This window comes from Paenibacillus athensensis (assembly GCF_004514475.2).
In the GTDB taxonomy this organism is placed as follows: Bacteria; Bacillota; Bacilli; order Paenibacillales; family NBRC-103111; genus Paenibacillus_AL; species Paenibacillus_AL athensensis.
In genome coordinates this window covers 373,680-396,659 of the sequence record NZ_MYFO02000005.1, presented here as the reverse complement: position 1 = coordinate 396,659, position 22,980 = coordinate 373,680, and the positions used below count along the sequence as shown (strand labels likewise).

Genomic DNA, 22,980 nt, shown 5'->3' with positions numbered 1-22,980 from the left:
GGACAATGACAAGCCGCACCGGCAAGCAAGCGGCCGTTCTGCTGGCCTTCGTATTTCCCGCGCTGCTGTTCTACGCTGTATTCGTACTCGCCCCCGCCATCGGGGGCGTCGGGTACAGCTTGACGAATTGGAACGGGCTTAACCCGTCGTATCAATTTGTAGGCGCGGCCAATTACGTTGAGGCGCTGACGGACGACCCCTATTTCCTGAACGCCGTCGGGTTTACGTTGAAATATGTGGCGGCGATGGTGATTTTGCAAAATGCGCTGGCGATTGCGCTGGCTGTGCTCGTCGAGTCGCGGCGGCGCAGCAAGGCGTGGTACCGCACGATTTTTTTCATGCCGAATATGATCAGCCTGATCATCGGCGGATTTATGTGGCTGTATATTTTTACCAAGGTGTTGCCTTACATGGCCGAGCATTCGGTACTGAAAATGTTGGACCAGTCCTGGATCGGCGACGCGCGCTTTTCCTTTCTGGCGATTCTCATCGTCTCGTTGTGGGGGGGCGTCGGCTATTTGATGGTCATTTACATGGCCGCTTTGCAAGGCGTGCCGGCGCAGCTCAAGGAAGCGGCCGCGATTGACGGAGCGAACGGCTGGCAGACGTTTCGCCATATTACGCTGCCGATGATTTATCCGGCGCTGACGATCGGCGTCTTCTTGACGCTAAGCAGCTCGTTCAAGGCGTTTGACGCCGTGTATGCGCTGACGGGGGGCGGTCCGGGGCGGGCGACGCAGGTGATTGCCCTGAATATTTTCGAAGAGGCGTTCAAATCGTCCAATCGGTATGGCTACGCTAACGCCAAAGCGGTTATTTTATTCGCAGCCGTGCTGGTGATTACCCTGATTCAGCTCTGGATCATGAAGCGAAGAGAGGTGGAGTCATGAAGCCCGTCAACCCATCTTCCGCAGCGTCAACGGCCTCTGCCGTACCGGGCGCAGCTTCGCCTCGCAGCCATTCCGGCCGTAGGGCTGCCCGTTCTCCAGGCGCCTGGCTGGTTCATCTGGTCCTGCTGCTTGCCGCACTGGTGACGTTGTTCCCGATTTACATGGGGCTGCTTAACTCCCTCAAAACCGAAGGCGAAATGATGAATAACATCTTGGCACTGCCGAGACATCTGGAGCTGGCCAACTATGTCGGGGCGTTTCATAAAACGAATTTTATGCGCAGTCTGGGCAATACCGCGTATGTCGCCGCCATCAGTCTGACCGGGATTATTGGCTGTGCTTCACTGGCCGGCTACAAGCTGTCGCGCACGCCGGGCAAGCTGAGCGGCTTCCTGTTTTTCCTGTTCGTCATGTCGACGCTGATTCCGTTTCATTCGGTGATGATCACCTTAACGAAAATTGCCAAAACGCTGGCTGTGCAAGGCTCGGCGACAGGGCTTGGGCTCATCTATATCGGCTTGGGCGTAGCGCTGGCGATTTTCATGTACCACGGCTTTGTGAAAACGATTCCGCGCGACCTTGACGAAGCGGCGGTCATCGACGGCTGCGGCGAGCTGAGATTGTTTGCCGTTGTCATGTTCCCGCTGCTGCTGCCGATTACGGCGACGATTGCCATTTTGAACCTGCTGTGGGTGTGGAACGATTTCCTGCTGCCGCTGCTGATGTTAACCGACTACAAGAGCTACACCCTGCTGCTTTCCACCAACATGCTGTTTGGACAATACGGCAACAATGACTGGTCGGCGATCCTTTCTTCGCTTATTTTGGCAATGCTGCCAGTTATTCTGTTTTATTTATTGCTCCAGCGGTATATTATGAAAGGGATTGCAGAAGGCGCTATCAAAGGATAATCTAGCTGCGCCTTGCAGGAGAGAAGGAGGACTGGATGGTGAGGAAAACGTTTAACCCTGAAGTGAGCGGGTTCATCCGCACGAAGGGCAAAAAGCTGATCAACGGGGATGGTCAGGAGCTGCTGCTGCGCGGCGTCGGCTTCGGGAGCTGGATGCTGCCCGAAGGCTATATGTGGAGATTCCCTGAGCAGGGCGACCGCCCGCGGCGCATCGAAGCGATGGTGCGCGAGCTGGTCGGTGAGGAGCAGGCCGGGCGCTTTTGGGACATCTACTATGACATTCACACCGCGGAAGCGGATATCCGGCAAATTGCCGCCGAAGGGATGAATTCGGTACGCATCCCGATCAATGCCCGCTGGCTTATGGAGGAGGGCGACGAGGTCGTCTTCCGTGAAAAGCGAATCGCGCTGCTCGACCGGGTGATCGACTGGTGCCGCGACTATAAGCTGTATGTGGTGCTCGATCTGCACGGCGCGCCGGGCGGACAGACGGGAGCGAACATTGACGATTCGGCGAACGATCAGCCGGAGCTGTTTCTGAAGGAACGTTATCAACGGCAAACGATTGAGCTGTGGCGCATGCTGGCCGACCGTTACAAGGACGAATGGATCGTCGCCGGCTACGATCTGCTGAACGAGCCGCTGCCCAACTGGTTTGCGCAATACAACGACCGGATTATGCCGCTGTACAAGCGGATCACAGCCGCAATTCGCGAGGTCGACGAGCGGCATATGATCATTCTCGAAGGCGCGCATTGGGCGACGGACTGGACGATTTTTGACGAACGCTTCGACGATAATGTGCTGCTGCAATTTCACAAGTACTGGAACAACCCGGACACCGCGAGCCTCCAGAAATACCTGGACAAGCGCGACGAATGGGACGCGCCGCTTTATATGGGTGAAGGCGGCGAGAACAACAAGGACTGGTATGCCGGAGCGTTCCGCTTGTTCGAGGATCACGATATATCGTGGAATTTCTGGACGTGGAAAAAAATGGGCAAAGACAACTCGCCCTGCGAGGTCCGCATCCCCGACGGCTGGGACTCGCTTGTCGCGTATTTGCAAGGCGGCGTCAAGCCGGATGCGGCAGAAGCGGAGCGGATCTTGTGGCAGTATCTCGACAACCTGCGTTTCGAGAACTGCGTGTATCACGCCGATGTCGTGAACGCCTTGCTGCGCCGGCCGCCGGTGCGCATTCCGGCGATTTTCTACGGCTACAAGGGAGCGGAAGAAAGCTTCCATGTCGGCAAGCCCGCCGAAAGCAATGTTGGCTTCCGCGTCGCAGACGGCACCGATATCCGCTTTGTCACCGGCGAGCGCGAGCAGGCAACGTTCGAGCACGGCCAAGGTCAGCTTTGGCAGGACGATGAGCGTATGTACTTGCAGCTGGCGGCGGGCGATTGGGCCGCATACGAATTCGTAGCGGGCGCGGACGGCGCTTATGCAGCGGAGCTGCGACTGTCGGCGGCCGAAGACGGGGCGGAGCTGGCGGCGGTGATGGACGGGGAAACGCTCGTTTTGCAAGGTGAAGTTCCGACCGTTTGGAAATCGATTTCTTTGTGGGCGGGCCGAGAGCTGGCACAGGGGCCTCATAAGCTGATTCTTCAGGCAAAAAGCGGCTCGGTCCGTCTGGAATGGCTGGAAATCCGGCCAGTGTAACGTGAAGGCAACTGCGCGCGAGATAAGGGCGCAGCGTCTTGTTTGATCCAAACTTTCTCAGAAGCAAGCATAAGCAGCGCTTCCGACCCAGAGCAGTCGCTCTGCGGCTTGGAGCGCCGGCTTATGCTTTTGCCGTTTCGTCTGTGCCGAACGCGGTTGTTGGTATACAGCAGCTGATGGCAACGTGCTCTAGCTTTGCAGCCAGATCAGGACAATGCTCACGACAATCACTCCGAGGAGCATAAAGGCGCTCAGCAGGATTTTTGCTATCCGCCTGCCGAGCAGACTGGCTTTCAGCTTATCGTCAATTAGAGCGGCGACTACCGCTGTGATACAGTTGATGACATATTCAGCCACGTTTGCGCCTCCTTTGTTCAGTGCCGCGTGTGACTCCCGGAGCGGAGCGCCCGCTGCACGGCGGCTGTTCGCTTCCGTTGCATAGAAGTCGCATGGAATTTCCGCCGGTTACAGCCATTTTCCCTTTTGGGCGATATGTCATTATTATACAAGAAAAGTTGTTGCCAGCGGCAGAGAAATTTTGGTAAGATAGACAACGCTCTCTCTACGTAGCGGCTGCGAGAAAGATTCACCGCCTTGGTTCCTCCTCACATCGATTCGATCAGGAGGTGTTTGCTATGCTATTCATGGTGCTGGCGAAAAAAGCGTACGCGCGCAATAGGCAATATCGCGCTTCGCATTTGCTGCACAACGCGGTCAGTCTGGCTTTCGGCTTCATTTACATTCGTATTTGGTCCGGTCTGGGCGCAGACAGCCCGCTTGGCGAGTACGGAAGTCAGGGGATGGTCGCGTACATTGCTTTTAATCAATGCCTGCTGTGGATCACCCTGTTTGTTACGAACGGGCTCGGTCTGGAGCAATCGGTGCGCACAGGGCAAATTGCTCTGGATTTGCTGCGTCCGGCGCATCTGTTCTATCAGGCGGTCAGCCGCGAGTGGGGACAGATCGCTTACCAGTTTTTGTACAAATCTCTCCCGATCTACATCCTCATCTTCTTCTTGTTTTCGCTTCCTTTGCCCGCCCATGCGCTTGTCTTCGTCTGGACAGCCGTCGCTATCGTTTTTGCCGCTTATCTCTCGATTTGCATCCAGTATCTCATTGGCATCGCCGCGTTGTGGACGACGGAATCCCGGTGGTTTTTTTGGCTGAATTATGCGTTTGGCATGCTGCTTGCCGGCTTCTTTATTCCGCTGTCGTGGGTACCCGGCTGGCTGCGCGTGCTCAGCTTTTGCTCGCCGTATCCGTATTTGCTGTATGTGCCGACGCGGCAATATATGGGGCTTGACGGCCCGGGAGCGCTGCTGGGCGCTGCGGGCTGGGCGTGCGCGCTGACGGCGCTTGGCTTGCTGGCCACCCGGCTGGCGCGGCGCAAGCTGGAGGTGCAGGGCGGATGAGAGCGAATCTGCGGCTTTATACGTTGCTGCTTCGCGCCAGTGTGCGCGGAGCGATGCAGCACAAATTCAATTTTATCGGCTCGGCGATCGTGTCGGCGCTGGTGCAGTTCAGCGAATTTCTGATGGTGGCGCTCGTGCTGGTCAAGTTCGGAAGCGTCGACGGTTGGAGCTGGTACGAAATCGGCTATTTGTGCGGTGTGATGACGCTGGCCCGGGCGCTGTACCGCTCGGTGGCCTCCGATGTTCATTATCTGGAAAAATACCTTGTCACCGGAGACCTTGATCCGTTGCTGCTGCGCCCCGTGCCGCTGTTGCTGGCCCTCATGACGCAAAACGTTCGGCTGCTGGCCGGCGATTTGGCTCAAGGCGCGTTGCTGGTGACATTGTGCTTGCGCGAGCTGCTTGCCGACGGTCGGGCTGACTGGACGGCAGTTCCGTTTACGCTGCTGGCCGTTGTTTCCGGCGCGGTGCTGCTGTTTGCGATCGGGCTGGCGACAGCGTCGTGCGGATTCTGGCTGACGCGCATCGAAGCGCTGCAGAACATGACCGAAGACGCGGCCCGCAGCGCTGCGCAATATCCGCTGACGCTGTATCCGCAATGGATGCGGACGCTGCTGCTGGTGGCGCTGCCCGTCGGGTTCGTCAGCTATGTGCCGGCGTTGTACATTGTACGCGGTTCGTACGGCCCGTGGCTGCCCTTAGCGGCTGCGGGAGCTGCGGCCGTGTTTTTGCTGCTGGCGCTGCGGCTGTGGGCGGTTGGCGTGTCGCGCTATCAAAGTACGGGAAGCTAGGGGGGTGCGAGATGATTACTGTAAACCGTTTAGGCAAAACGTTCCGTCTGCCCGTCGTCCGCACAGGCCGGTTTGCCGCCCTGCGCAGCCTGCTGTCCAGGGAACACCGCTTGAAGGAAGCCGTCAGAGACATCAGCTTTACGATAAAGCGCGGCGAGTTCGTCGGCTATATCGGGCCGAACGGCGCGGGCAAATCGACGACGATCAAAATGCTCACGGGCATCCTGCACCCGACCTCCGGCAGCGTGGAGATCGACGGGCTCAGCCCGCAGCTGCACCGCCGGCGCGTCGTGGGACGGCTCGGGGTCGTGTTCGGCCAGCGCAGCCAGCTGTGGTGGGATTTGCCGGTGCGGGATTCCTACGACATTCTGGCGGCGATGTACCGGCTGGAGCAGCGCGCCGCCCGGCTGCGGCTCGGCGAGCTGAGCGAGCTGCTGGGGCTGGGCGAGTTTCTCGACACGCCGGTCCGCAAGCTGTCGCTCGGCCAGCGGATGCGGGCCGATCTGGCGGCGGCGCTGCTGCACGACCCGGACGTGCTGTTCCTCGACGAGCCGACGATTGGTCTGGATGTGAGCGCCAAGCGCAGCATCCGCAGCTTTTTGCATACGTTGAACCGCGAGAAAGGGACAACGATTCTGCTGACCACGCATGATATGGATGACATCGAACGGCTGTGCAGCCGGGTGATGGTCATCAATCACGGTCAGCTCGGGTATGACGGCACGATTGCCGACCTGCGCGAACGGATCGGGCTGCCGACGGTGGCCCGGGTGACGTTCCGCTCCGGCTGCGTGGTGCCGTCAGGGGTTGAAGCGGCGGGGCTGCCGCTGACCATCGTCGAGCGCGCGCCCGGCGCGCTGACGCTGGCGTGGAACCGCCGCGAGCTGACGGCGCTGGAGATGCTGCGCATCGTCAGCGCCTGGGGCGAGGCCGACGACGTGCATATGGAGGAGCCGGCTTTCGAAGACGTCATACACCGTGTGTATTGACGTAGGTGCGGCTCCGGCGGCCATAGCGTCGGCGGGCCGCGCGGCCGGGCGAATTGCCGGCTGAAGAAGCCCGCTGTATACCGACAAGGGGCCGTGCGGTGGCCATCGAGGGCCGTCTGCCGGCTAACGAATTGTGCAGCAGCCGTTAGGGAGCCGTCACTGGCAACGGTCTGTGCGACAGTCAGGAGGGCAATCTGTTGGCTAACGGGCTGTACAGCAGTCAACGGTCTGTGCAGCAGCCACATAGGCTACCCGCCCCAACGAGTCACCTGCGCGCTTTACGTGACGTGCCGACCTGACGGCAGTTTGGTCGTCGTGGCTGGATCGGGTACAATAAAAGCATAACCGGAACATGAACGTTGGAAGGAGCGGGGGCTATGGAGATCACCCAAGAGGAATGGCGTCAGGAAAAGGAGCGTCTGGCCGATGTGCGCAGGCGGATTCGCAAGCGGCTCGGCGAGCTGGGCCGCACGGCAGACGACCGGCGTGCGGATGTGCTGGCGATCAATCGTAGCTTCTGGTCGGATATTTCCGTCAATACCGACAATGAAGACGATTTGATCGAGACGGCAGCCAGCATTACGCAGCAGGCGCAGGTACTGAGCATTCAGGAGCGCAGCCTCCAGCTGGCGCAGGACGCGCTGCGCCGGCTTGAGCGGATCGTCGATGCGCCGTATTTCAGCCGGATCGATTTTGCCGATGAAGAAGCGCGCGGAGAGATCGAGCGGATTTATATCGGCTTGGCTTCTTTTATGGATCCGCAGTCCGACGAGATTCTCGTGTACGATTGGCGCGCGCCGATTGCCAGCCTGTTCTACGATTATCCGCCCGGACCGGCGACGTACCGGACGCCTGAAGCCGACGTCAGCGGCGAGCTGCTGCTCAAGCGGCAGTATATCGTCAAAAACGGCGAGCTGGAGGATATGTTTGATACGGGCCTGAGCATCGGCGACGAAATGCTCCAGACGATGCTGGGCCGCAGCGCCGACGATAAGATGCACAACATTGTGACGACGATCCAGCGCGAGCAAAATCAAATCATCCGCGACGACGCCCACAAGGTGCTGGTGGTTCAGGGCGCGGCCGGCAGCGGCAAAACGTCGGTCGCTCTGCAGCGCATCGCCTATTTGCTGTACAAGCATCGCTTGACGCTGAACGCCGATCAGATGGTGCTGTTCTCGCCCAACTCGCTGTTCAGCGATTACGTCTCGCGCGTGCTGCCGGAGCTGGGCGAAGCGAACATGCAGCAGACGACGTTTCAGGAGCATCTGCGCTTCCGGCTTGAGCACACGGGCCTCGCGCTGGAGGACCCATACGATCAGCTGGAATTTGTGCTGGTCAGCGACCCGAGCCGTGACCCGGACGCTGCGGCGCGGCTGGCTGGCATCGCCTACAAGGCTTCGACTGCGTTCTTGCAGGTGATCGAAGCCTACGGCGAGCGTCTCGCCTGCGCAGGGCTGCGCTTCACCGGCTTTCAGGTCGGCGAGCGCGTGCTGCTGTCGGCGGAAGCAATCGCCGAGCGGTTCTACAGCCGTCCGGTCGGCCGGTCGCTCGGCGACCGGATGGAGCAGCTGACGGCATGGGTGCTGGAGCGGCTCGACGAGCTGGAGGCCGAAGCGGAGCGGCGCTGGTACCGCAAGCTCTCCCGGGAGACGACGTATGTCGGCGCCGAGCAGGAGCTGAAGCGGCTTAGCCGCCGCCGGGCGCACAAGACGGTTGCGCCGCTCAAGGAGCGGGCCCGCCAGCTTGGCTATATCGACGTGCCAGGCATGTACCGCGAGCTGTTTGCGAACCTGGAGTTGCACGCCGAATTGGCGCAAGCGGCTGGGCAAACGCTGCCCGCGCCGCAGCAGCTGGCGGCGCTCGCGGCACACACGCTGGAGCGGCTGGATGCAGGCGCGCTCAACTACGAGGATGCGACGCCGCTCGTGTATTTGAAAGGGCTGGTCGAAGGACAGATGACCGTCCGCACGATCCGTTACGTGCTGGTCGATGAAGCGCAGGACTACACGCCGTTTCATTACGCCTATTTGCAAAAGCTGTTTCCGCGCGCGCGCTTTACGCTGCTGGGCGATTGGAATCAGGGCATCTTCTCCCATGCTACTGCTGGGCAGGGCGGCTACGCCTCGATCGGCGATCTGCTGCGCGAGCCGCATGCCGAGACGATCCGACTCGGCAAAAGCTACCGCTCCACGCGCGAGATCATGGAGCTCGCCGCACGCGTGCTTCCGCAGGGCGAGCCCGCGGAGCCGTTCAGCCGCAGCGGCGAAACGCCGCGGCTCGTGGCGGCGGCGGACGGCGGGGAGCTCGTCCGCCTGGTGGCGGCTGCTGCGCTGAGCCGCCGGAACGACGGTGCCGCATCGGTCGCCGTCCTGTGCAAGACGGCGCGCGAGACCGAGCGCGCCTATGTGCAGCTGCAGGCGCTCGTGCCGGGCCTGCAGCTGATTACTGCCGCCACGCTGCGCTATGAGGCGGGCGTGATGATTTTGCCCGTGTATCTGGCCAAAGGGCTGGAATTCGACGCCGTACTGATCTACGACGCCAGTGAAGCCGTCTACGCCGAGGAACGCGAGCGGAAGCTGCTCTACACGGCTTGCACCCGGGCGCTGCATCATCTCGATGTGTTTTATACAGGGAGCCTGACCCCGTTTTTGCCTCAGCAGTAGACGAACGTCCATACCCTTTCCCGAACCCTGCATACGATAAAGCAGGAAGAGCAGCGATCTGCTCCCTGGGAAGGAGGAATGACCATGTCTTATGCCGGCGGATGGTACTCGAATGCAGCGTTGATTCTGGTGCTTTACGTACTGCTTGTGATCATTCTTCGCACATTCTGATAAAGAGTTGTGCAAGACAAAAGCCCCGACGCTTTCTTGCGCGGGGCTTTTGTCTGTGGTTCGGCTGACGGGGGGCGCGTCAGGTCCGGAATTTATCGCTTTGCAAAAATTTCTCAATCGCTTCCGTTTTGGTTTTTGCGCCCAGCTTGTCGTAAATTTTGCGCAAATAATTCTCGAACGTCCGCCGGCTCATGAACAGCGTTTCGGCCATTTTCTCATGTGTATGACCGCCGACGAGCAAGGTCAGAATTTGCACTTCTTCCTCATCAAGCTGCAAAGCTTCCATCAGGTTGGCGCTAAGCTGGGTATGGTGGAAAAAATGCAGCGGCAGCATCGTATGCCCGTCCAGCACGCAATTCACCATATTCCGAATCGTGCGCTCGCTCGATTCCTTGCTCAAGACGCCGCTGACCTTCAGCGAGACGAATTTGTTGTACAGCTTGGCCACCTCAATGCCGGTAAACACAATGATGTGCGCATTCGGCGCCAATTGCCTGAGCTGCTCGGCGACGTCTGTGCCGGTCATATCGGGCAGGTGATAGTCGAGCATAATCAGATCGGGCTGCTGCTCGCCGACCAGCGTCAGACAGTCCTGACCCGTAGCAGCGACGCCAATGACCTGCACGCCTTCGATTTTTTCCAATAAGCCTTTGGTCGCTTGCGCAATCAAAGGATGATCGTCAACGACGATCGCTTTATACGTTCTATTCATCCAGCCGCCGCCTCTTTCATTGGGATTAACACGGTCATCGTCACGCCGCCGCCCGCCGCCGGGCGCACCTCAAGCCGCCCGCCCAGATGCAGCACCCGGCTTTGCAGCTGCGCCAGCCCGTGGCCGCCTGCTCCCGCATCCTCGCCTGCTCCGCCGTTTCCGGCAGCCTGGGCGTTCGCTGCTGCTGCCCCGTCAGCGGCTTCGGCCAAGCCGTCGCGCGTGGCCCAATCCTCGCCCCGGACGATCCGCTCGGGCGCGGTTCCGTCAGGGCGGGCTCCACCCGCCGCCAGAGCCAGCAAGCCGTCGGCTTCCGTGCCGTCGTCCTCGTAGACGAGGCGGCATGCCCCGCCTTCCGCCGATAGCCCTAGCCGGACCTCGGTAGCCGGCGTATGCTTGCGCGCATGCTGGATCAGCTCCTGCACGATGCGGAACAGGTGTTTTTTGACCGGAAGCTCCAATTGATTCTCGATCACGCTTCGCTGGTGCGCCGCAAAGGCAATCGTAAACGGCCCGGTCTGCTGCTCCTTGTCCACGTACAGCTCCAGCGTCTCCACCAGCCCGCTTTCCTTGAGCAAATACGGATTCAGGTCAAAGCAGCTTTGCCGCAAGCCCACATTGATCATTTCCACAAAATTGACGATGCTGCGGATCTGCCCCCGATCCTCTGTATTCCACGCATATTTATCGGCAATTGCCGAAAACCGCTGCTTGAGAAAAAACAAATCCTGCATCGTCGTATCGTGCAGATCGGACGCGATCCGCAGCCGCTCCTCCTCCTGCAGCTCGAACATCAGCTTGCGGAACCAGTGCATGTCTTCGGCGGCGTGCGCCTCGGGCAGCTGCGCCGACAGCTGCTTGAGCTTGGCGGCCTGCTTGCGGATCAGGTGCAAATTCTCCAGACTGACGGCCAAATACGAGACGACCAGCCGCAGCCATTGCCGCTCCTCCTTGGCGAGCGTAGCGTTGTTTTTTTTCGCGCCCAGCACCAGAAAGCTGCTGTATTCCGCCTGACGCTGAATGTCAAAAACGCTGTAAGCCGTATGTCGCAGCGGCGAGTGCAGCGGGGCGAGATAAGCTTCTTCGTCCAGATGTCCCCAGCGGATCGATTCCGACAGGTCGGGCGAGTATTGAAACACAATTGCTGCGCCTTCGAGCTCCAGCATCTCCACAATGTCCGTCAAGACGTGCTCCTTCAAATCGCGGTAGCTGGAAATCGCCCCGAGCTTATCGGCCAGCTGCTTGAGCGCGGTATTGAGCAGATATTTTTTCGGGAAAAAGAAGCTTTCCAATCTTGTAGTTACATATTCAACGCCATAGAGAATCAGAGAGATCAAAAAGCCCGAGCTGACGAAAATAAACAGCAGATGCTTCAAATCGTTATCGCTGCGAAACAGCAACGCGTACAAGCCGGTCAGCGCCGCGCTCGGCACGATCGCCACCAGAGCGGCAAAAGCGAAGCGGCGCAGCACAAGACCTATGTTATAGATTTGATTGGAACTGATCAAGTAGGCAAAATACATCGGGAACACGAGCGCGAGCAGGCTTGTGTAGAGGGTTTTGATACCGTGCCCAGTAATTATTTGCGGAATGAACGAAAATCCAATCATAGGTATGAAGGAGAGCAGGAGCACCAATCCCAGGTTGCGAACGACATGCTTTATATAAGCATCTTTATGGCGATATTTGCTGTATACCACGATTAGCAGGGTGATACAATAGGCGAAGCCTGAGCTGAAAAAAAACAAAGTTGATTTATTGCTAAACTGATATACGAAGAAAGCATAAGAAGGGATGAAATAAACTACCTTGGAGAGAGCCATTAACAACATAAAGGTGTACGCATAAGGCAGCCAACGGACAGGCAATCGAACACTACTTCTTTCACGAAAAAAGACGATCAAGAAATGTGTAAACACAACTGGAAGCGCCAGCATACAAGTGGTTATGATGATTTTGCTTATCGCTTCACCACGAATGGAACCGCCGAGTGATACCCAGATCAAACTGCCGCATAGGAAAACGAGCGCTAGCAGGCGGGCTGAAGCAGTACGGTTCATTTTAAAATGCAGCAAGCCGGCCATAAGCAGCCAGATCAGTTCTTGAAATAGGGGAAGCAAATCAAACGTTACACTACTCTTACTATTAATTAGCACGGTGAATTCATGTCCGTCGCGAGAGACGACCATAGTTTGTGCTCGCTCGACAGAATGCCATTTACGGACGGTAGGAAACTCGTCAGCAGGAACACCATCGATTTTCTTCAAAATATCACCATTTTTAACACTCAGATTTTGGCCTATTCCTTCTTGATCCAATTCTTTAATGACCCATTGCTGCTGTTCATTTTGTATGACGTTAATCCCGATAAAAGGATCACGCATCATCACATACAAACACCATATTTGCGCAAGCAGAACGACGACCAGCACCAGCGCGGTGCCTGATTTTTTCATCATATAAATTCTCCAAATCTATCGGTTGTTGATAACTTTCAGATATATTATACACGTCATGATAATAAATTTTTGTGAAAAAACACAACTTTTTATGCTAAATTTCAAATTTTTTTCGAAAAGAAGGATGCGTGAACGCAGATGCAGGAAATTTGTGGGAACGTTTACACTTGTCAAGAGCAAATAGATGGATAGGGACGCAAACTTTTAGAGAATTTTGGGATTTTTTCTGCATGTCCGCGCAATGAAGTTTGCGTCAATATTTGGTTCAACCTGTGGTATGGTAATTATTAGGAATCCCAAATTATTGCAATCATGCATGGAGCTGATCGTTTTCCTTGCATGTGCAGTCCGGTTTGGAGGGGTATTAATGGAAACGATGGAGCTGAATGTGAGCGAAATGCCGAGGGCAACGGCCGTGTTTACTTTGCAGGACGATGTGTTTAAAGTGCTGGATTTGCTGGCGACAGGGGTAGATGAACGGCTTCGGTCGGGCGTGGCGGAGGTGTTGATCGTGTCGGCTTCGGAACGTGCCGAACGGTTGCTGCTCAAGCTGCTGGAGGACGAGTCGGAGCAGGTTCGCGCCAACGCTTGCGAATCATTGAGAAATAGCCATTCGCCTGAGGTGCTGCGGCTGCTTCAAGGCAAGCTGCTGCGCGATAAAAGCAGTCTCGTGCGGGGCCATGCGGCGTCGGCTGCCGCCGATATCGCAAGGCGCGATGAGGCCCGGAGCGCCGAAATGCGGCTGCTGATGAAACGGGCGCTGGAGCGCGAAAAGGTGCTGTGGGTCAAGGTGCACCTCTACCGCGGCTTGTATTTGCTCGGCGATCGGGCTTCGCTGCAAGCCATTCGCGAGCAGTTGAACAGCCGTTCGTACCGGGTCCGGTCACTGGCCGGAAAAATGATGCAGGAGCTTACGGAGCGCGTCAAGCTTGCATAATGAAGACACGCCAGCCCGACAGGCCATTGCTACAAATAGAAAAGCCGCTCACTCAGCTTCTGGTATGGACCATCCGGTTCATCCTTCGGCTCAGGTTGCGGCTTTTGCTGTATATGCGGTTGTGACAATCGTCTGGTTCGTCTTAGACGGACGCCGCAGCATTGGCGGCATGCCGGTCTGTTTTCAGCGGAATGCTGATCGTCAGCGTTGTGCCCGAGCCTGCCTGTGAGCTCAGCTCAAACTGCCCGTTCACATGCAGCACGCGGGTTTTCATCTGGGCCAGTCCCTGCCCGGACAAGCGGATGCCTTTGGCGGCTTCAGCCGCTGCGTCGGCGTCAGGCTCGGCAAAGCCAACGCCATCGTCTTCGTAGCTGAGCCGACAGTAGCTCTCAGCCACATCCAGTCGCAGCCGGACTGCCGTTGCTTGCGAGTGCTTGCGCGCGTTGTTCAGCAGCTCCTGAACGATGCGGAACAGATGCGTCTTTGCGCCCAGCTCCAGCGCTTCAATCGCATCGATATGCTCAGCCGCAAAATCAATCGCGAACGGGCTATCGACGCTTTCCTTTTCCACGAACAAATCGACCGTCTGCACCAGCCCGCATTCCTTGAGCAAATACGGATGCAGATCGAAGCAGCTCTGCCGCAAGCCGACATTGATCATCTCCACAAAGTTGATGATGCTCTTGATCTGCCGCCGGTCGTCGGCGCTCCACGCATATTTATCGGCGATGGTGCTGAACCGCTGCTTGAGGAAAAACAAATCCTGCATCGTCGTATCGTGCAAATCGGAGGCAATACGTGCGCGCTCTTCCTCCTGCAGCTCGAACATCAGCTTGCGAAACCACTGGATGTCCTGCGCGGACTGCTCGTCCGGCAATTGGGCAGACAGCTCCTTGAGCTTGGCGGCCTGCTTGCGGATCAGGTGCAGGTTCTCCAGACTGACCGCTAGGTACGAGATGATCAACTGTAGCCACTGGCGCTCCTCCTTGCCGAGCAGAGCGTTGGTTTTTTTGGGCCCAAGTACAAGAAAGCTGCGGTATTCTTCGTGATGATGGATAGGCAAACAGCTGTACAGCGGAAAAGCAGCCAGCGAATCCGGCGCATCGAGCAGCCCGGTTTCGTCCATGTCGCCCGTCTGAATAATTTCCCTCATTCCGTCGTTGTATTTGAAAATAATCGCTCCGCCGACCGTCTCCAGCGTCTCGACAATATCGATCAGGACAAGCTCCTTCAGCTCGCGAAAGCTGGAGATGGCGCCGAGCTTTTTGGCGATGTTTTTGAGCGCGGCGTTGAGCAGGAACTTTTTCGGGAAAAAAAAGCTCTCCAGCCGCGTCGTCACATACTCAATGCTGTAAAGGATCAACGAAATCAGAAACACGCTGCCGAAAAAAATAAACAGCAAATGGCGCAAATTGTCCTCGCTCTGAAAGACAAACGCATATACCGCCGCCAGCGCGGCGCTTGGCACCACGGCGACAACCGTCGCAAAGGCGAACCGCCGCAGCACGAGCCCGATGTTAAAGATCTGGTTCGAGCTGAGCAGGTAGGCGAAGTAGAGCGGGAAGAGCAGCAGAAAAGCGCTGGTATGATTGTGGAAAGCGCTAGATGTGCCCCATAGGATTTGTGGTAAAAACGAAAAAACGATGGTTGGCATCATCGAGCACAATATAACCAGCCAAATGTTCCTGACGGTAGAAGCCAGTTGGGATTGCTCGCGCCGATATTTGATAAACAGTCCGATCAAAAAAACAAGATTGCCGAGAAAGCCCAGTGTAAACACAATCAAAATCGTATTGCCGTTGATACGATAAAAACGATGCGCCCACGGTGATAAGGTAATCAGGAACTCGAGGAATGAAACGGTTAAAACGCCCGTGTATACATAGGGAAGAAAGATTTTAGGAAAGACCAAACCATGCTTTTCTTTAAAAAACGTGACTAAAAAATGATAAATGATAACGGGCATCAGCATCATGAACGTGGCAATCAGCCCTTTGCCTACCACGTCTCCGCGGATTGAGGCGCCAATGGACATCCATACCCAACCGCCGCTGGCAAAAACAAAGGACAATAGCCGGGCAGACGGGGAACGGCCCAATTTGACGTAGAGCAGTAAAGCCATCAGCATCCAAAGCGTTTCTTGAATAAACGGCGTAATATCGAAATTCACCGATCCGGGCTTATTGATATCAAAATGATGCTCCACACCATCGCGAATAATCGATAACTGCCGGGTTTGCTCAAGGCCAGCCCATTTTTGAATCTGTTCGAATCGCTCAGGCGCAGTATGATTCACCTCTTTGATCATATCTCCGACCCGAAGACCTACTTGTTCGCCAGCCGATCCAGCGGTCAACTCCTCAATAAACCACTGGTGCTGTTGATTCATTTGCAGATAGGCTCCCACAAAAGGATACTTCATGGTGATGGATATACACCACAATTGAGCAGTTATAAACAAAGCAACGACTACAGCATCCAGTATGCGGTATTTCAAGTTCGGAATCATAAAGTGACAACCTCTCTCATCGGAATCCAAATATCCAGCCGCATGCCTGATTGCTCCGCTGAGCTCAACTCAAACCGCCCGTTCACATGCAGCACGCGGGTTTTCATCTGGGCCAGTCCCTGCCCGGACAAGCGGATGCCTTTGGCGGCTTCAGCCGCTGCGTCGACGTCAGGCTCGGCAAAGCCAACGCCATCGTCTTCGTAGCTGAGCCGGCAGTAGCTCTCAGCCACATCCAGTCGCAGCCGGACTGCCGTTGCTTGCGAGTGCTTGCGCGCGTTGTTCAGCAGCTCCTGCACGATGCGGAACAGATGCGTCTTTGCGCCCAGCTCCAGCGCTTCAATCGCATCGATATGCTCAGCCGCAAAATCAATCGCGAACGGGCTGTCGACGCTTTCTTTTTCCACGAACAAATCGACCGTCTGCACCAGTCCGCATTCCTTGAGCAAATACGGATGCAGATCGAAGCAGCTCTGCCGCAAGCCGACATTGATCATTTCCACAAAGTTGATGATGCTCTTGATCTGCCGCCGGTCGTCGGCGCTCCACGCGTACTTATCGGCGATGGTGCTGAACCGCTGCTTGAGGAAAAACAAATCCTGCATCGTCGTATCGTGCAAATCGGAGGCAATACGTGCGCGCTCTTCCTCCTGCAGCTCGAACATCAGCTTGCGAAACCACTGGATGTCCTGCGCGGACTGCTCGTCCGGCAGTTGGGCGGACAACTCCTTGAGCTTGGCGGCCTGCTTGCGGATCAGGTGCAGGTTCTCCAGACTGACCGCTAGGTACGAGATGATCAGCTGCAGCCACTGACGCTCCTCCTTGCCGAGCAGGGCGTTGGTTTTTTTGGGCCCAAGTACAAGAAAGCTGCGATATTCTTCATGATGATGGATAGGCAAACAGCTGTACAGCGGAAAAGCAGCCAGCGAATCCGGCGCATCGAGCAGCCCGGTTTCGTCCATGTCGCCCGTCTGAATAATTTCCCTCATTCCGTCGTTGTATTTGAAAATAATCGCTCCGCCGACCGTCTCCAGCGTCTCGACAATATCGATCAGGACCAGCTCCTTCAGCTCGCGAAAGCTGGAGATGGCGCCGAGCTTTTTGGCGATGTTTTTGAGCGCGGCGTTGAGCAGGAACTTTTTCGGGAAAAAAAAGCTCTCCAGCCGGGTCGTCACATACTCAATGCTGTAAAGGATCAACGAAATCAGGAACACGCTGCCGAAAAAAATAAACAGCAAATGGCGCAGATTGTCCTCGCTCTGAAACACAAACGCGTACACCGCCGCCAGCGCGGCGCTGGGCACCACGGCGACAACCGTCGCAAAAGCGAACCGCCGCAGCACGAGCCCGATGTTGAAGATCTGGTTCGAGCTGAGCAGGTAGGCGAAGTATGTGGGGAAGAGCAGGGCAAGGATATTTAAGTAAAAGGCAGGCGTAACATAACTACTATTAATAATTTGCGGAACAAAAGAAAATACGATCATGGGAATAATGGAAATGCAAAGTACGGTCACAATACTCCTGATGACGCTGGAGATATAGGAATTGCTTTTTCGATACTTCACGTACACATAGGCCAGTAACACAATATTGGCCATAAAGCCAAGACAGAAAAACGTGAGCGTAATGATTGTGCTGGATTGATACACGCTATAAGCCGTAGGAGGGTAGTAATAAAAGAGCTTACTCAACGCGGATAGCCAGATAAAGCTATAGGCGTATTTGAGCGCTTTACTCGGTAAATCAACATGTGCTTTTTCTCGAAAGAAAGCGATCAAGAAATGTGCAAAAACGACAGGCAGTAGCATCATAAATGTCGTGATCAGGATTTTTCCGGTAGCGTCTCCACGTAACGAGGCTCCATAGGACATCCAGATGATGCCCCCACTTGCAAAGACAGCAGCCAGACTGCGTGCCGCTGCTGATCCTCCCATTTTGACAAAAAGCAGAACGGCCATCGCCATCCAAAATAATTCCTGAAACAAGGGAAGTAAATCAAAGGTTACCGCGCTATGGTTGTTTATAGAAAATTGATGGAGCTGTCCATGATGTATAACGTTGAATTGCTGCACTTGCTCCAATGCATGCCATTGAAGGACTGGTGTATGTAACGCGGGAGGCAATCCATTGATGAGTGTAATCGTGTCGCCCGCCTGAAGATCAAAAGCTCCGCTGAGGCTTTCCTGATCAATTTCCTGGATAACCCAGCCCTGCTGTTCGGTAGGAGTGAGATAGATACCCACATAGGGATATCGAAAATTTACGCTGGAACACCACACCTGTACCGCAACTATAGCTAAAATCAGAACAGCTTGTACCCATCTTACTTTCATCCTGCTCCTCCAAAAGACCTGCAAAGTCATGTATATAATTTCGGCAATAATCGACGCAACCTTTATATACGCACAAGGATCGACAAAGGATTCTGGAGAAACTCACAAAATTTGTTTGGTTATGTTCAGGTTTGCAGGTGCACCGTTTGGTTAGGTCCAAAGTATGATAAAGAGGAAAACATTGTCAGGAGCATGGGGGAAAGACGCCAAATAACGAAAGAATTTCGGGCATAACGGCCTGAATCAAGTATACAATGGTCATCTTTTGGAGAAAAGGAGTAATAGCACGTTTATCAAGTGCTTTACAATGGTCAATTAAATCCAAGTAAAATGGTTGTATTTCAAGTGACTAATCAGAAATTCAAGTTAATGTAAAAAAACTTGCGTCCGAATGCAAAAATGTTTGCGACAAATTGCAACAAATGTGTACTGAAATTCCTCCGAAACAATAGTACTATATTCTTAGGAGCAGCAAACAAGAAAAAAGCCCCCTAACAGGAGCCCGATCTTCCATCTGCCTAACAATTAAGCAAACACATGAGAGGGGTTGGCAATCATGAAAGATAAAGTGATGGAAAGATGGAGTACGTACGAGATGTTCAATGTACCCCTCGGTGATAAAAAAGTCGCCGATATCGTTGTTACCAATCACGCATGCCTCCGCTGGAATGATCGTATCGCCAAACAACAAGAGACCTATGCCGACATCAGCGCCTTCATGTGGGAGAAGCTGAAAACGAACAAAATCCGTTCCTACTACCGGAACGAGCAGGATGTATACTTGATCGACGAAGATCTCGTCGTTGTTGCCGAATTCAGTCCGCTGGAAAATAAAACCGATATCGCGGGTAACCCGCTGCATAAAATGATCATTGTCACCTTCCTCGGCAAAATGTCCGAGACGATGGAACTGCGCGACCTGCGCTCCTACTACTCGTGGCTGCGGCATTCGCGGCGGATGACGTTGATTAAGAATAGTAGGAAGCACAGATAATTGTAAAAAAGCTGTCATCCATAATTGGGATGACAGCTTTTTTTACAATTAATTTAATTTGATATTTTAGAGTTTTTATGAATAGCATAGAGTGAAATAAGATTACTTTCCACGAGGTTTTAACGGCAGTAGTTTACATATACATTTTGAATGCTGTTTGGTAGAATTATTACCAGAGTCTTAGAGGTTTTGGTCGCTCATTTACGCGTTCATTTGTTATCGTGTCCAAGATTGATGAAGAAAGTTCCAGATTTTCAACCTTTTCACCCGAAATGTAAGGGTTTACATTTTTTTGTTTTAGTAATTTTTTAATTGTGCGGACCGCCGGTGCAATTTCAGAAGACCAAGTTAAATTATTCATTTTAACAACCACCTTTTCTTTTAGTATTCTGATCTTAGTTTTAATATATCAAAAAAATGAATGTGGTGATAGATATGAAATCTAAGTTTTTGTTTATAATATTTATAATTTTTCAGCTATGGTTTTCATATATTACAATGGTTCATCCATACATAGGAATTCATGTGAAAAATGTATCAGGAGCATGGTTTGTTTCCGAACTTGAGCAGGCTAGTCCTATTATTCTCAATCAAGTAAAGCCGGGAGATCGTATACTTGCTATTGACGGGCTATCTCCGGAAGAAAATTTTATTTTGAAAACAGGTAGAGTCATTGAACAGGCTGCTGTCATTAGAATCATGCACCCCCAAGGTGAAGTAATCGATGTTTCTGTAGTTGAAAACAAACTTAATAAACTTGATCTATTTCCATTTTTCGGGGGGATTCTTTGTTTAGGTTTGTCAATTGCTTTGTTGTTAAAGCTTAAACGCTCTCCCTCTGCCAAACTATTAGGATTTGTGTTTCTGACGATTGCAGCAGTATTTATGAGTTTAGGGGCCTCTAGTCGAGGAAATATTTTCGGCTCCATTATAAATCGAACTTCGCTAATGTTTTTACCAGTTATGTTTATTCATTTTTTAGTTGTTTTTTTCAAAGAAAAAGGGGAACTGGAATTTTCATTTAAATTCGTTCGCTTTATGCAAGGAGTTGTCGTTGTAGCAACAATTACCAAGATCCTCTACTTTATTCCATCTGTTGCGTATAGGGTCTCCCAAACTACAAATATAATTACGATTTTCTTCTTTTTGTTGGGCATGTTAGTGATTTTTTCTTATCTTGCTGTTGTTTCGATTAGGTACCGCCAGCGTAGCGGGTATTTTTCAATTTTGACTAAAACTATCTGGATATGCCTACTGATTTCCTTTTTACCGTTTGCTTGTTTTTCTTTTTTGCCTTTGCTTTTAAAACAAGCTGCATGGCTCGACCCGTATTACTCAGGGTGGTTTATTTTATTTTTCCCACTTTCATTTGCATATTTAATCATCTCCAAGCAACTGTACGATATTGATATTCTTCTTCGACGTTTTTTCTTGACGGGTGTTATCTCCATTCTCCCAAGCGCAGCACTCGTCGGTATAGCTGAAGCTATTTTGCAAGGGCATGTACCGTTAAAAGAATCCGTTTATTTATTTCTCACTATACTTGTCGTCTTATCTCTCGTCCTCTACTTCCTGGAATACTTCACCTCCAAATTCGAGCCGGTGATGTTTCCGCGCAAGCACAAGCTGCAGAAGGCGCTGCGGCAGATTTCCAAAAATCTCGGATCGATCACGAGCTTTCGCGAGATGAAGGAGATTATTCTCGTAGACATTGTGCAGACGCTGCAGGTATACGGCGGGGCGATTGTGTTCCGCTATCCGGAGCATGTGGAGATTATTAGTGAAGGCGATATTGACCATGAAGAGGTCGAGCGCGTGGTGAAGATGGAGTGGCATGAAGATCATCCTTCTTACACCTGCATGATTGTGAACCGACACGAGGAGTTCAGCAGCTACCTGGTGATGACGCGCAAGCGGACGAATACGATGCTGGGGCTGGAGGACAGCCAGTGGCTGAGTCTGATTATTTCGTATTTGGCGGTCAGTCTGGAGAACATTCACTTGATTCGCAAGCTGACGCTGAAAATGCAGGAATTGGCCGCGCAGCTGCCGAATGAAGAAGCCGGGCAAGATTTGATCTGGTTCCGGAAGCTGATGTTCGAGCTGCAGGAGAAGGAACGGGTGCGGATTGCGACCGATCTGCACGATACGACGATGCAGGATTTGTTCTTTTTGAAAAAGCGGTTTGCGTCGTTTGTGGACCGGCTGGAGCCCAAAAAGGAGATTTCCGATCAATTTCGGAGTATAATTGAATTTATTGAGATCATCAATACGAATTTGCGGCAAAGCTGTTTTGATCTGCATCCGCATTTGCTGCAGGAAATCGGCTTGATTCAAACGATTAGCAAGCTGGTGGAACGCGAATCCTATGAAAGCACGTTCGATCTGGAATTTAACGGTCAGCAGGCCAAGGCGATTGAAGGCCGGGATCTGGACACGAAGCGGCATTTGTTCCGCATGGTGCAGGAGCTGATCAATAACGCCAAAAAGCATTCCCGCGCCAGCAAGGTCAGCATCCGCTTGTCGGTCAGCGGCGGGAGGTTTACGCTCGATTATCGGGACAATGGCGTCGGCTTTGATTCCGAGCGCACGGTTGTGCATGAAATCGGCGGTTCGGGGATGGGCATGGAGCAGATCAAAACCCGCACGTTGTATTTGAACGGCAGCTTCAAGCTGGATACGGCGCGCGGACAAGGGGTTCGCATACAGATTACGATACCGATCAGGGAGGGATTATCCGCATGAATCCGGTGAAGGCGCTTATTGTCGAAGACCACCCTTTGATGGCCAATGCGACGAAGCACATTCTGGAGCAGGTGGATCGCATCGTAGTGGTCGGGACGGCCTACAGCGGCCAGCAGGCTGTGGAGATGGCGGACGAATTCGAGCCGGACATTGTGTTTCTGGACTATCATCTGCCCGACGATTTCGGCAGTCGGGTGGCGGTGCGATTAAAGGAAAAGTTTCCGTATATGCACATTGTGATTTTTACGGGAATCGATGTATCCGAGGTGTACAATCAGTTGCTGGAGATTGGCATTAGCGGCATTATGTCCAAGGAAGCGAGCGAGAAGACGATCCGTAACCTGATCAACTGTATTCTGGACAATTACACGATGGTGCCGCTGGCGATGTACCGGCAGATGCGCATCGGCGGCGAGACGCCTATTCTGGAGGTCGTGCTGACCGACGACGAGGTCACGATTATGTCGATGATCGTCAAGGGCGCTACGCACGATGTGATTGCCGAGCAAATCCATGCCAGCCGCAGGTCGGTCGACAATTATGTCCGGCGGATTTACGAGAAATTCGGCGTGAAAAACCGGGTGCAGGCGATCGAGCGTTTTGTCAAAAGCAAATATTACAGCGAATAGGCGCGAGGGGCGAAAGCTCCTGGCGTCTTTTTTTTGCCGGTTTCGAAAGTTCATTGGAGCGGCGGGTGGAGATTGTATCGTCGGCCGGCGCGAGTTGGCAGATGAGTTTAGAAAATTTTAAGAAAGGTTTTAGCGGGGGTTTAGAAGTGATTTAGCGGCAGTTTAGGAGCGGGGGCT

General features: G+C 53.8%; 17 protein-coding genes. 11 read left to right on the top strand and 6 right to left on the bottom strand.

Annotated elements, in window-relative coordinates; translation table 11 throughout:
* The first annotated feature begins 5 nt into the window (after positions 1 to 5).
* From B5M42_RS12405 to B5M42_RS12395, 3 genes are read left to right on the top strand one after another with little or no spacing between them, the layout of a single operon-like run.
* Complete coding sequence (locus B5M42_RS12405) at positions 6 to 890, top strand: carbohydrate ABC transporter permease (RefSeq protein ID WP_134754303.1); 885 nt, start codon at positions 6 to 8, stop codon at positions 888 to 890.
* Positions 887 to 1,801: a carbohydrate ABC transporter permease gene (locus tag B5M42_RS12400; protein WP_134754301.1), complete on the top strand. Its 915-nt coding sequence runs from the start codon at positions 887 to 889 to the stop codon at positions 1,799 to 1,801. Before B5M42_RS12405 ends, B5M42_RS12400 begins: the two co-directional genes overlap by 4 nt.
* A 35-nt stretch (positions 1,802 to 1,836) precedes the next feature.
* Positions 1,837 to 3,462 (top strand): cellulase family glycosylhydrolase, encoded by a 1,626-nt coding sequence (locus B5M42_RS12395; protein ID WP_134754299.1) that lies wholly within the window; start codon positions 1,837 to 1,839, stop codon positions 3,460 to 3,462.
* A gap of 189 nt (positions 3,463 to 3,651) precedes the next feature.
* Here the strand turns inward: B5M42_RS12395 and B5M42_RS12390 are convergent, their stop codons facing one another.
* Positions 3,652 to 3,819, bottom strand: coding sequence for a hypothetical protein (locus B5M42_RS12390; protein ID WP_167690021.1), 168 nt, complete (start codon positions 3,817 to 3,819; stop codon positions 3,652 to 3,654).
* 278 nt (positions 3,820 to 4,097) lie between these two features.
* Between B5M42_RS12390 and B5M42_RS12385 the strand changes: the two genes are divergently transcribed.
* From B5M42_RS12385 to helD, 4 genes are all read left to right on the top strand, one after another.
* Positions 4,098 to 4,874, top strand: a complete 777-nt coding sequence (locus B5M42_RS12385; protein ID WP_134754298.1) for an ABC transporter permease — start codon at positions 4,098 to 4,100, stop codon at positions 4,872 to 4,874.
* A complete protein-coding gene (locus tag B5M42_RS12380; protein ID WP_134754296.1) occupies positions 4,871 to 5,665 on the top strand; it encodes an ABC transporter permease in 795 nt (264 codons plus the stop codon). The genes B5M42_RS12385 and B5M42_RS12380 overlap by 4 nt, the downstream gene beginning before the upstream one ends.
* Before the next feature lie 11 nt (positions 5,666 to 5,676).
* A complete protein-coding gene (locus tag B5M42_RS12375) occupies positions 5,677 to 6,654 on the top strand; it encodes an ABC transporter ATP-binding protein (protein WP_230632874.1) in 978 nt (325 codons plus the stop codon).
* Between the two features lie 377 nt (positions 6,655 to 7,031).
* Positions 7,032 to 9,320, top strand: coding sequence for an RNA polymerase recycling motor HelD (gene helD, locus B5M42_RS12370; RefSeq protein ID WP_230632873.1), 2,289 nt, complete (start codon positions 7,032 to 7,034; stop codon positions 9,318 to 9,320).
* A gap of 250 nt (positions 9,321 to 9,570) precedes the next feature.
* Here helD and B5M42_RS12365 read toward each other — a convergent pair whose 3' ends face one another.
* Entirely contained in the window at positions 9,571 to 10,203 is a 633-nt protein-coding gene (locus B5M42_RS12365) for a response regulator transcription factor (RefSeq protein ID WP_134757788.1), read from the bottom strand.
* Positions 10,200 to 11,708: a sensor histidine kinase gene (locus tag B5M42_RS12360; protein WP_167690376.1), complete on the bottom strand. Its 1,509-nt coding sequence runs from the start codon at positions 11,706 to 11,708 to the stop codon at positions 10,200 to 10,202. Before B5M42_RS12360 ends, B5M42_RS12365 begins: the two co-directional genes overlap by 4 nt.
* A 1,318-nt stretch (positions 11,709 to 13,026) precedes the next feature.
* On the opposite strand from B5M42_RS12360, the gene B5M42_RS12355 reads away from it, so the two are divergent.
* Positions 13,027 to 13,596, top strand: a complete 570-nt coding sequence (locus tag B5M42_RS12355; protein ID WP_167690373.1) for a HEAT repeat domain-containing protein — start codon at positions 13,027 to 13,029, stop codon at positions 13,594 to 13,596.
* Between the two features lie 142 nt (positions 13,597 to 13,738).
* Here the strand turns inward: B5M42_RS12355 and B5M42_RS12350 are convergent, their stop codons facing one another.
* Together B5M42_RS12350 and B5M42_RS12345 are read right to left on the bottom strand one after the other, a co-directional pair.
* Positions 13,739 to 15,985: an ATP-binding protein gene (locus tag B5M42_RS12350; RefSeq protein ID WP_230632872.1), complete on the bottom strand. Its 2,247-nt coding sequence runs from the start codon at positions 15,983 to 15,985 to the stop codon at positions 13,739 to 13,741.
* Positions 15,986 to 16,101: 116 nt separating this feature from the next.
* Complete coding sequence (locus tag B5M42_RS12345) at positions 16,102 to 17,793, bottom strand: sensor histidine kinase (RefSeq protein ID WP_230632871.1); 1,692 nt, start codon at positions 17,791 to 17,793, stop codon at positions 16,102 to 16,104.
* Positions 17,794 to 18,991: 1,198 nt separating this feature from the next.
* Between B5M42_RS12345 and B5M42_RS12340 the strand changes: the two genes are divergently transcribed.
* Positions 18,992 to 19,429, top strand: coding sequence for a hypothetical protein (locus tag B5M42_RS12340; RefSeq protein ID WP_134751208.1), 438 nt, complete (start codon positions 18,992 to 18,994; stop codon positions 19,427 to 19,429).
* Between the two features lie 169 nt (positions 19,430 to 19,598).
* Here B5M42_RS12340 and B5M42_RS12335 read toward each other — a convergent pair whose 3' ends face one another.
* A complete protein-coding gene (locus B5M42_RS12335) occupies positions 19,599 to 19,790 on the bottom strand; it encodes a hypothetical protein (RefSeq protein WP_134751210.1) in 192 nt (63 codons plus the stop codon).
* A gap of 1,130 nt (positions 19,791 to 20,920) precedes the next feature.
* Between B5M42_RS12335 and B5M42_RS12330 the strand changes: the two genes are divergently transcribed.
* Together B5M42_RS12330 and B5M42_RS12325 are read left to right on the top strand one after the other, a co-directional pair.
* Positions 20,921 to 22,174: a sensor histidine kinase gene (locus tag B5M42_RS12330; protein WP_167689724.1), complete on the top strand. Its 1,254-nt coding sequence runs from the start codon at positions 20,921 to 20,923 to the stop codon at positions 22,172 to 22,174.
* A complete protein-coding gene (locus B5M42_RS12325) occupies positions 22,171 to 22,803 on the top strand; it encodes a response regulator transcription factor (RefSeq protein ID WP_134751214.1) in 633 nt (210 codons plus the stop codon). The genes B5M42_RS12330 and B5M42_RS12325 overlap by 4 nt, the downstream gene beginning before the upstream one ends.
* The last annotated feature ends 177 nt before the right edge of the window (positions 22,804 to 22,980 follow it).